Consider the following 3,520-nt stretch of genomic DNA (forward strand, 5'->3'; position numbering starts at 1 on the left):
ATAACTTTTTCCCATCGTGGACACGTCCTTTTTTGTAGTATATTCAGTATACTCATTTTTGAGGCGTTACTGTCCACTTTTAAGACTAACTCTATGCTTTACTATGAACCGGTTATATTTTACTCCGATCCTCTTATACTTTACTAACCTCCACCTATACTTTACTCCGAACCGGCTATACTAAAATGTCCCCGTCCATCAGTGAACACCGCCGCTCCCGTGCCGGCTCCCCGACCCTCAAAAGCATATTACCTTCTTCATTCCCCCCTCTTCCCCGGAACCAAAGAAAATAGAGCAGCTCATCTGCACTCTTGCCCGCTTATTTTACTGTCGCGCCCGCTATTTTACTCCGATCCGCTTATGCTTTACTATGAACCGGCTATATTTTACTCCGATCCTCTTATATTTTACTAACAACCACCTATACTTTACTCCGAACTAGCTATATTAAAATGTCCATGCCTTATCCTGCACTTTTCCATCCCTAAACAGAATGCGACTGCTGATTTGCCACGCCCCTCATCCCACTCCTCAACAAAAAGCGTCACAGCACCTTTGCCTTGACGCTTTCACGCTTATACCAGTCCGAATTCTTTTTCGAGCTCTTTGATTTCCTTTCTTTCTATCGGATGCACATCGCCGAGCGCCACTGCATCAATTACGGCCCTTGCGCTGTATTCCGCGACTTCCAGCCGGTCGAATGTCTTGAGCAGGCTGTCCCCCGTAACGATCAGGCAGTTATTTTCCACGAGCGCGAGCGGCACATCCTCTGTAAAAAAAGCAGCCGCTTCTTCAGGCGCGCTGTAAAGCGATTCAAAGGAAAGCTTCGGAATATCACGCAAAAGTATATAGCTTTCCGGAATAATCTTTGAATCAAAAGAAATATCATTCACAGCAAACGCCATCATGCTCGGCGGGTGCGCAATGATCACAGATTGAATATGCGGATGCATTTCATAAATGTGCTTATGCACCTGCACCGAACGGCTTGGCACTTTGCCCGCTTCTTTCGTATCGCCTTCAATCTTCACAATATCCCCCGGTTCAATGTACAGGCGGTCCACATTATAAGGAGTAATCAGAAAAGATCCGCCCTCCAGCCGCTGTGAAAAAGTTCCCTGGGTACTTGTAAAAAGCTGCTGCCGATAAGCTCGATGAATAAAGTCACACATCTCCCGGCGCAGCTGTCGTTCCTTCACTCCATGAAACGTCGGGATAATTTCTTTAAAGTTTTCCACTTTTTCCGGAATTACTGCTAGCTTTTCTTCAGAAGGAGAAACCGGTTCTCCTAATCGTTTTGCTTCTATTTCGATCCGGGCACTGAAATCCAGTGTTTCAAACACTTTGTACGTATGAAAAAGATCTTTTCCTCCGGTCACAACACCGTGATTTTCCAAAATCACTGCATGATAGCCTTTTTCAAACTCCGCAGCGATATTTGCCCCGAGCTCTTCACTCCCCGGAAGCGCGTATGGTGCAATGCCAACTTCACCGCAGACTTTGTTGATGGAAGGAAGCAAATTTGTATTCGGCGCCTGGCGCACAATGCTGAACGTAACCAGTGCGGGCGGATGTGCGTGAATAATTGCTTTTATGTCGCTTCGCCTTTGATAAATAGACCTGTGAAAAGGCAGCTCGCTCGAGGGTCGGTGCTCTCCGACAATCGGGCCTTCCCGCTTCACGCATACGATGTCCTTGATTGTTAATGTCCCTTTGTCAATACTTGCCGGCGTAATCCATATATCTCCGTTCTCGTCCAGGATCGAAACGTTTCCTCCTGAGGTCGTTGTCATTCCTTCCTGATAAATTCGTTCCATAATCATTAAAATTTGTTCCGCTGGGTGAATAAGGTGAAAGTCCAATCAAATCCCTCCTTCATATTAACTTTATTATACACTATATCTTTTTTAAACAAATAAAATCTTTATAGTAAAAATTATTTTGGAATTTAATTTAGTTTCAAGATCACTGCTTGATTTCTTTCTACCTTGCAGACTCAACATTTTTTTACAATTTTAACCACTTCCCACTTGAACGAACGTGCGTTTCTATTTATAATAAATATAATACATTCACAGGGGGTTTTATATGCTGCTTCTTCCCAGATCTACCCCGTTACCATTGCTTCAATATCAGGCTTTACTTTCCCGGATGCCGAAAACTCATAAGAAGTACGAGCAGATTTCTTTTGATGCTGCGAATTATTCCTCCGGTCATTCCGGCGAAAAGAAGATGGATTACTATTATGATTTTCTTCCGCCATCTGTCGATATTCTTCACCAGCTGCTCCTCCACTCCAAATACAACCACTACCGATTTCAGATAGATACGCTTTTACTTACACCTTCTTTTGCTGCTGTATTGGAAATCAAAAATCATGCAGGTGAGCTTTTCTTCGATCCTCACTATGCACAAATGATCCGCACTTTAGAAGGAGTTACCACTGTTTTCCCTTGTCCGCTGCAGCAGGCGATTCGTCAAAAATTTCAATTAGCATCCTTGCTGAAATTCTTGAAGCTGCCGCCGCTCCCGATTTACACACACGTCTTCGTGGCCAACTCATTCACCCGAATTTCCAGCGAGACGCCCATCGAACAAGTATCCCATGCTGCGAAATTACCCCAGATAGTACAAAACTGGCAGAATGAACATACGAAACCTTTTTTGACTTCCAAAGAATATAATTTGCTTTCAAAATATTTACTGGCGAATAATCTTCCCGATGTCAAAAATCTTATAGAACGCTATCAGTTATCTGCTCAGGATATTCGTCTCGGAATTCAGTGTGAAGCCTGTCAGCAGTTTGCCATGCAGCGGGTCCGGGGTATATGGAAATGCCCTTCCTGCAGCTTCCGCAGTAACAATGCCCACAGAAAATCACTTGAGGATTACATACATTTAAACGGAAAAACTATTTCCATAAAACAGGCGCAGGAATGGCTTCTTCTCCCCAACCCCATTACTGCCAAAAAGATTCTTACCCCACATGCAAAAATTTCCTACAAAGAAAACAGAACCACTTACTATAAAATTAATTTATAGAAAGAAGCCGACGGAGTGTATTTCCGTCGGCTCTTTTCTTTATGGGAGTTGATATCGTCCCCCTTATTTTACTGTCGCGACCGCTATTTTACTCCGATGCCGTTATAATGACATGAAAACACGCTATATTTTACTCCGTTCCCTCTATATGAACCTCCAACCACGTTATGCTGCACTCAACCCTGGTTTTCCTGCACTGGCCCGCGTACACCCCTGCCACCCAAACCCGTAAAAGCATATAACCTGCTCTAATCAAAACCGTTCCCCTAATAAAAAATGCCAAATGAAAAGAAGCTAATTTACTCTCTTGCCCGCTTATTTTACTGTCGCGACCGCTATTTTACTCCGGTGCGCCTATAATGACATGTAAACACGCTATATTTTAGAGTTAGTCTTAAAAGTGGACAGTAACGCCTCAAAAATGAGTATACTGAATATACTACAAAAAAGGACGTGTCCACGATGGGAAAAAGTTATA

Annotated in this window: 2 protein-coding genes; one reads left to right on the plus strand and one right to left on the minus strand. The window is 43.4% G+C overall.

The window, feature by feature from the left end; genetic code table 11:
- Positions 1–575: 575 nt before the first annotated feature.
- Positions 576–1,862 (minus strand): class II aldolase/adducin family protein, encoded by a 1,287-nt coding sequence (locus BLP92_RS17835; RefSeq protein ID WP_090844806.1) that lies wholly within the window; start codon positions 1,860–1,862, stop codon positions 576–578.
- 226 nt (positions 1,863–2,088) lie between these two features.
- On the opposite strand from BLP92_RS17835, the gene BLP92_RS17840 reads away from it, so the two are divergent.
- Positions 2,089–3,042 carry a nuclease-related domain-containing protein gene (locus BLP92_RS17840; protein WP_090844808.1) on the plus strand — a complete coding sequence of 318 codons (954 nt, stop codon included), beginning with the start codon at positions 2,089–2,091 and terminating at the stop codon, positions 3,040–3,042.
- The last annotated feature ends 478 nt before the right edge of the window (positions 3,043–3,520 follow it).

It is taken from the genome of Alkalicoccus daliensis, assembly GCF_900103955.1.
Classification (GTDB): domain Bacteria; phylum Bacillota; class Bacilli; order Bacillales; family Salisediminibacteriaceae; genus Alkalicoccus; species Alkalicoccus daliensis.

What these genes read in the sequence shown, in the direction of transcription:
- BLP92_RS17840 (WP_090844808.1), top strand. Translation starts at nt 2,089, where the DNA reads ATGCTGCTTCTTCCCAGATCTACCCCGTTACCATTGCTTCAATATCAG.